The 7033-nt window shown below is 44.6% G+C and carries 5 protein-coding genes; 2 read left to right on the forward strand and 3 right to left on the reverse strand.

Annotated elements, in window-relative coordinates; all coding sequences use genetic code 11:
- Positions 1 to 7 precede the first annotated feature (7 nt).
- Positions 8 to 2746 (reverse strand): TonB-dependent receptor, encoded by a 2739-nt coding sequence (locus L2740_RS20500; protein ID WP_248951891.1) that lies wholly within the window; start codon positions 2744 to 2746, stop codon positions 8 to 10.
- A gap of 422 nt (positions 2747 to 3168) precedes the next feature.
- Between L2740_RS20500 and L2740_RS20505 the strand changes: the two genes are divergently transcribed.
- Together L2740_RS20505 and L2740_RS20510 are read left to right on the forward strand one after the other, a co-directional pair.
- Entirely contained in the window at positions 3169 to 4056 is an 888-nt protein-coding gene (locus L2740_RS20505; RefSeq protein ID WP_248951892.1) for a GGDEF domain-containing protein, read from the forward strand.
- A 2-nt stretch (positions 4057 to 4058) separates the two neighbouring features.
- The gene (locus tag L2740_RS20510) at positions 4059 to 5081 is read left to right on the forward strand and encodes an AraC family transcriptional regulator (RefSeq protein ID WP_248951893.1); all 1023 of its coding nucleotides are present in this window, start codon (positions 4059 to 4061) and stop codon (positions 5079 to 5081) included.
- A gap of 55 nt (positions 5082 to 5136) precedes the next feature.
- Here L2740_RS20510 and L2740_RS20515 read toward each other — a convergent pair whose 3' ends face one another.
- Both L2740_RS20515 and L2740_RS20520 read right to left on the reverse strand, forming a co-directional pair.
- Positions 5137 to 5727, reverse strand: coding sequence for an OmpA family protein (locus L2740_RS20515; RefSeq protein ID WP_248951894.1), 591 nt, complete (start codon positions 5725 to 5727; stop codon positions 5137 to 5139).
- A gap of 1 nt (position 5728) precedes the next feature.
- Complete coding sequence (locus L2740_RS20520; RefSeq protein WP_248951895.1) at positions 5729 to 7024, reverse strand: TolC family outer membrane protein; 1296 nt, start codon at positions 7022 to 7024, stop codon at positions 5729 to 5731.
- Between the last annotated feature and the right edge of the window lie 9 nt (positions 7025 to 7033).

The following is a 7033-nucleotide window of genomic DNA, read 5'->3' on the forward strand; positions in this document are numbered from 1 at the left end:
TGGTTCCTTAAAAGTTAATGTACTGGATACCCAGCTGGAAAGTACGGCCGTATTCTTCATACTGCGCGTTATAACGGTTTTGCCCGGTATAGGCATAGAAAGGTTCATCGCTGAGATTTATCGCTTTGAAATAGACAGTTAAGTCTTCAGTGATAAAGCCTTTGGCAACAAAATCATATTGAGTATGCGCATCTTGATAGATATCAAATGCCGCATCATCAAGCTCAGCCACTTCTAGTAAGTATTCTGATTTGTAAGCGGCAGAAAAACGAAAGCTAACATAGGCGTTTTCATAGCCAAATGATGCATTGGCAGATACTTCGGATTGGCTAGGTAGTGGGATATCACGAGTTTGAGTGCCATCATCTTGCCAGTTAATCTCAGCCGTTGAATCACTTAAGGTAAGGTTGGTGGTAAATATCAGGCCACGCCAGCCCTCAGGCATAAAGCCAAACTCTTGCACATAGGCCAACTCCATCCCCAAAATATTGGCGTCGTCGCCGTTGACGAAGGTGTCAGCTTTATCGAAGTCTTGGTATTTGCCGTAGCCACCTAAATCTGCTTCATAAATAAAGTGACTAATGTCTTTGTAGAAACCACTTACAGAGACCACGCCTAAACCGCCCATATAGTGTTCAACACTAATATCCCAGTTCATGGATTCCAGCGCCTTTAGATCTGGATTACCAAACGCAGCTTCAAGTTCATCGTCGCTTTGCTCAATTAAATAGCCTGGTGCAAGTTGACCAAATGTCGGCCTAACAATCGTGTTATTCCATGATGCTCTGACTACGGTTTTATCACCCCATTTATAGTTTAGGTGCAAACCAGGCAACCAATGTTGGTAGTCTCTGTCGTAAGTCGTAGCAAAGAAATCATCTTGGCTTGCATCAAAGCCTGTGCCTTTGGAATACATGTCAGTGTACTCAAAGCGCACACCGGCCAATATGCGTAGATTGTCGATATCGATGTGACCCATTACATAGGCCGCGGCAATATCTTCATCGATATCAAAGTCGTTAATCTGCGACTCAATATCATCTATTGCGGCATCGCTGTCTAAGCGATGAACCAGATCCCACACGGCATCAGCATTAATTGATGGCCCAAAACGGCCTAGATTATAGTTAGGTTCATTGCCAGCAAATGCAGCCATACTGAGTTGCTGTTCAGTAAAGCCCAGCTCATCAAAATCTTTGTAAATCCATACGTCTTCGCGGTTAGTTTTTTCACGACTACTGTATTTAGCGCCAAACTTAACTTCTAGCGGACGCTCACCAAGTAACATAGTTTTACTTGCATCAAATTTGCCTGACATCATATTGTCGACGGTACTGGAATCTGCAATTTCAATCTTAGCCAGTTGGTACTCATCAGCGCTATAAAACCTATCGTCGGCAATAATTTTTGGCACTTGAGAGTCTTGATAACCCACTTCATCAAAGCCAGCTTCAAAATCAGCTTTGCCGATATACATAGGCTTGTCAGCTTGAGCGCGACTCCAACTTGCTTGGTAATTTAAAATCCACTTATCAAAACGTGATTCACCACCAAAGACTAATGAGATAATCGACTGATCTTCCTCTCTAGACTTGAGTGAGCGTGTCGCTTCTGCGGCACTTAGCTGATCAGCTAAGGTCGCCTCATCCCACTTAATCTCATTAGAATTTCGAGTTTCGCTATCAACAAAGCTGCTATAAAGGGTGCGTAAGTACAGGTCATTATTATCGTTGGGACGAAAATCAAAATTGGCACCGATCCCGATCCGCTCTCGATTAATGTCGTAATCTCTTTGTTCAACCTCCTCCAAGCGTGCAGGCTCATCAAAGCTCCACTTGCCGCCAGTTTCGACATTATCGGAACCAAAGTCCCTGTCGTACCAACTCGCAGCAAGTGCCACACCGAAATTATCTTGGTAAATGTCGCTAAAACTAGCCGCCAGCTTTGGGTTACTGCTTTCTGTCATCGCATCATAACTGCCCTCAGCACTGACGTTGATATACCTTTCATCACGGTCAAATGCCGATAGGCTTTTCACTTCTATCGCACCGCCAAGCGAATCGGCATCCATATCAGGAGTTAAGGTTTTCGTCACTTCAACCGATTGTAATAAGTCAGCAGGCACAACATCTAAGGCAACGGCACGACGGTCACTATCTGGCGAGGGTAAACGAGTGCCATTCATAGATACAGAGTTATAGTCTGGCGCCATGCCGCGAACACGTACAAAGCGGCCTTCACCTTGATCACGTTCAATCGACACCCCGGGCACTCTTTGTAGCGCCTCACTAATATTGGTGTCAGGAAAGTTGCCCAGTGCATCGGCACTTAATACACTGACTAAATTGTCTGCAGCGCGTTGGCGGTTTAACGATTTACTTAAAGCACCACGCTGACCAATCACTTGAATATGTTCAACGCCATCGCCACTCAACTCAATTTCGGTTTGAGTCAAACTGATCTCACCGACTTGGATCTGTTGTTTATAGGTTTGGCCGCCAAGATACTGTGCCACTAAGGTGTAGCGGCCTTCAGGTACTTCTTGAAAGAAAAAGCGACCGTCTCGATTAGATTCTTGCTTTAAGTTCAACTCTTCGATGCTAATCATGGCCCCCTCTAACGGGATCTGCGTTATGACATCTTTAATTGAGCCTTCCACTCTGCCTGCCCATGAGGTGTTAGGTATGCACAAGCTTGACGCAAAGAGCGCTAAGTAAAGCGGTGAAAGCGAGCCGAGCTGCTTCATGGTGTTGGTTCCTATTCTGCTAAAGGTGATTTGCAGGCAAAGCTAGAATAGCTAGATGACATTTACATGACGGGAAAATCTAACTGTAATTAAATTCAATAGCTTACGATAGTTTATCCGTGTTACTGAGCCAATTTGCCTGCTCATTCGCAACGGTTTAAGCCTTAGAGAAAACAGATAAAACCGAGCAAGAAAAACACGCAAGCAATTGTTTTATTGGGATTTAAATCCGTATGGTTGCAGGTTAGCCAGTGCAGTCATTACCGTTCCCCCCTGCACTATGCATACATTAACCACAAATCCACTGAGCTAATTTGACTGTTTCTGCATCATAAAACCGTCATCAAAAAGCGCTAGCGTGTTCATTTTATTGCAACAATATTGCTATCAGCACGCGTGAAACTTAGCGCGAAGAGGACTCAATGGCTAACGGAAAAATCTATCGAGCAGCATGCACTATCGCCATCACTTTTAGTCTTTTACTCAGTTTTAGCCTGATGCAGGCGCAGCTCAAACCCAGCAGTAACATAGATCTATTTGATGTCGCCACAGAAGGTGCACTGCTCATTCTGGGGCTAAGTTGGTTAACTATGGTGCTGCAAGCAAGACCTGACGGCAATGTCACTCGACTGCTGATTATCGGCTTACTCGGCTACAGCTTAGGCTGCTATATGGACTTGTTAGATGAGTTTTTTATCAATAGTAGTTTGCCAACTTGGTTTAGCTGGCTAGAAAAACTGCCAACGCCAATAGGCTTACTGACGCTAACCTTAGGTTTATGGTTATGGCGTGAAGAGCAGAAAACAGTCAACGAGCAACTGCGTACACGAGAACAATTTTTCCGACAGCATCAATTAGTTGATCGGGTAACCAAAATCTATGATTGCCGCGCTATTCGCCACCAATTAGACATGCATATTAAACGTGATAAACAGCTTGGACTGGTTATGTTTGATATAGATAACTTTAACGACATCAACCAGCAACAAGGCTTTAAGGAGGGCGATATTTTACTGACTAACATTGCCCAGCTCTTGTCTAGCCAACTGCGTTCACAAGATCTAGTGTGTCGCTACGCTGGTGACAGCTTTATCGTGTTACTCCCCAACGCTTCCAATACTTTTACCCAAGCGATGGCCAAGGAACTCAAACAAGCCATTAATCAACTAAACTGCCAAGCCAGTTGTGCCGAGGTGCACTATCAGCCTCAAACTGAACAGCAAGCCATTGAAGCAAATAAATTAATTAGCCGGTTAAATAACAAGATGAAGCAAATCAAACTGGCTCGGCCAATTGCAAAGGCTGGCTAAGCATGCAAGGCATCGCTTATGCTCAAGATAAATGCATCAACAGTTCACTACTGGTCGCCAGCTTAATCAGCTTATTTGAATATCGGCAACTCAATATTCATCAGCTGCTTAGCGGTACAGGGATTTTTGAGCAAGATCTTCGTCACTTAAACCACAAAATAAGCCCGCTGCAACTCGGCAAACTTATCGACAACGCACTACATTTGTGGCCTGGTAACGATCTGGCATTTTTATTAGGCCAGCAATGGCTACCAAGCCAAAGCGGCAACCTGACTAACGGCCTATTGTGTAGTGCTAACTTAACCGAAATGCAAAATCTGTGGCAGCAATACCACTGGCAAAGTCAGCCTTGGTTGCAAGGCTGGCGCTGGCAAACAGAACAACAGCAGCACTTAATACTACAACTGGACATTGCAACCACTAAACAGCAACAGTTCTTTATTGAGCTAACGCTTTCCAGTTTAGTCGCCAGCTATAAGCGCCTAGCCAATAAAGCTTGGCAAGGTCATTTCAGCTTGCCCTATGCTAAGCCCAAACATATCGACCAGTATCATAAATACTTAGGCGACAAACTGAGCTTTACCCAACCTCTGTGCGTGATCAGTTATGATTTAGCCTTAAATGATGTGCCATTTCAAATGGCAGATAGGCAGGGATTTAGACTGGCAGAATTACAAGCACAGCAACAACAAAAGCAAACCGAATTTACCATAGGATTGCCAGCCATGATCCGCCGCCTGCTAACCAAAGAGCAGCATCACTCTTTGCCTGATATTGCTCACAAACTCGGCCTAAGTCCTGCGACATTAAAGCGCCGCCTAAAGCCTTTCAATGTGAGTTTTCAGCAACTGCAAGACCAAGCGAATCTACACAATGCCATCTATTTATTAGCAGTAACTGGTGAAACGAACCTGCAAGTTGCTCAGCAACTTAAATTTGCCGACACTAATAATTTCAGGCGCTCGTTTAAACGCTGGACTGGACAATTACCTAGCCAATTTAGGTACTGGTTAAATCAAACATAAAAAATCGGCGACACATCTGCATGTGTCGCCGATTTTGAACTTTATCAGCTTAAAGCTATTTACTGCGCTCAGAAGTATAGATATTCCACATCATCGCAGTGCCTGACTCTTGCCATGTAGCCACTGCAACTAGGCGGTGTTCCCGACCTGACACAGCTTGAGGAATATGGTTTTGCTTATAATAAACTTCCTCTTTAATCGCATCTGCGGGAAAACCTTGCTCAACCGCAAGTTGAGTAATGTAATCCACCCGGCGTTTAGCCAGCGCATGGTTATAGTCCTCACTGCCCTCTACACTAGTATCACCCACCAAATAGAGTGACGGCGACTGCTTCTGCGCTAAGCGACCGACAATGCCGCGCCATTTATCTGCTTGCTGAGCATCTAAGGTGTCTCTGTCGAAACCAAACATAATCACTCTAAAGTCTTCTTTCACCGTGATGTTTGGGCTTGGACAGCCGTCGTTATCAATAATTGCCCCTTTACTCGTTGCCGCGCACTTATCACGGGCATTGATTACCCCGTCTGTATCACTATCAAGTAAATCACGAGTTTGTGGCGCAACAGCAAAAGGCGCTGCGGTTTCTGCGCAGCCTTGTAGTAGCAGTGCAGTTATAAAAAGCAACTGAGTCAGAAAAATACGCATGTTATTTCTCCTCCATCCAAGCTTCTGGGGTATCAACACGGAATGACTCCATCAGGTAGCCAGTAGCATTGATTAACCGATAAGCAGCAATCTTATAATTGTAATGAGCTGTGATGTAATGCTTACGCGCTAAAAACACCTCAACTTTTGCATCTAGCACATCAAGCAATGAGCGACGTCCCAGCTCAAACTGCTTGTTATAGCCTTGCTCAGCCTTAACCGCTTGATCGACATTTTCACGGTAAAAACCACGTTGTTGACCGATAAATTCATATGCATTCCAAGCTAAACGCGTCCCCTCTTCAACTTGCTTTTGGGTATTGTTACGAATGGCTAAAGATTGTTGATAACGCCAAGAGGCCGCCTCTGTGCGATCTGTTGTTGAGCCACCATTAAATAGATCGTAGCTCAACATCAACATGGCACGAGCATCTTCATCAGGCCCTTCGATACCACCTATGTTGTCATTTTTATTAGCTTGCAACTCAAGCGACAGGGTTGGCCAAAAGTCACTTTTTTCACGCTCGTGCTGAGCATTTGCAGCTTGGGTATCTAAAATTGCTGCATCAATTTCGGGGTGGTTATCTAATGCCAGTCGAATCGCATCAGGTAGGCTAGTTGGCACGTAATTAAAGTCAGGCTGGGGATCATGTAAGTCTTTCGGCAGTTGGCCGACTAAATCATAATAGCGCGCCTGTTTATCCATTTGGTTATTACGCGCCGAGAGGTAACCCGACTGACTGGTAGCGAGACGGGCTCGCACTTGTGCTACATCAGACTCACTACTCAGGCCTTTGTCTTTACGTGACTCGATATTTTTCAGCACTTCTTGGTGCTCTTTTATATTACGTTCTGATAGCTCTACAATTTTATTAGCCATTGATAGCTCAAGATAAACTTGGCTGACTTCGAGACTAAGGTTTTCAGCATCTGACAGTAACCCTAATCGCTCAGCTTCTTTTTCAAAGTCGAGACGATCAATTTCAGATGTGGTTCTAAAGCCGTCAAAAATCAATTGCGACACACGCACGCCAATTTCACTGCGCTCAAGCTCTGTATCCACACGTCGACCGCTGTTATAGCGCACATTCTCATAGCCTATGCCACCGTAAAGCTTAACTTGTGGTAGATAATCTCCCACGGCCGCTCTTTTATAACGAACCGCAGCTTCAAAGCTGGCGTATTTTTGTAAAATACTCGGGTGATGATTAATCGCCTCAGCCACAGACTCTTCAAGCGTAAGAGCTTGGCTTGGCGCTGATAATATTAGTATGGGTATAAGTAGCAATCGTCGCATCGTATCCTT

Source organism: Shewanella pneumatophori (assembly GCF_023283895.1).
GTDB lineage: Bacteria > Pseudomonadota > Gammaproteobacteria > Enterobacterales > Shewanellaceae > Shewanella > Shewanella pneumatophori.

What these genes read in the sequence shown, in the direction of transcription:
- L2740_RS20515 (WP_248951894.1), bottom strand. Translation starts at nt 5,727, where the DNA reads ATGCGTATTTTTCTGACTCAGTTGCTTTTTATAACTGCACTGCTACTA.
- L2740_RS20520 (WP_248951895.1), bottom strand. Translation starts at nt 7,024, where the DNA reads ATGCGACGATTGCTACTTATACCCATACTAATATTATCAGCGCCAAGC.
- L2740_RS20510 (WP_248951893.1), top strand. Translation starts at nt 4,059, where the DNA reads ATGCAAGGCATCGCTTATGCTCAAGATAAATGCATCAACAGTTCACTA.
- L2740_RS20500 (WP_248951891.1), bottom strand. Translation starts at nt 2,746, where the DNA reads ATGAAGCAGCTCGGCTCGCTTTCACCGCTTTACTTAGCGCTCTTTGCG.
- L2740_RS20505 (WP_248951892.1), top strand. Translation starts at nt 3,169, where the DNA reads ATGGCTAACGGAAAAATCTATCGAGCAGCATGCACTATCGCCATCACT.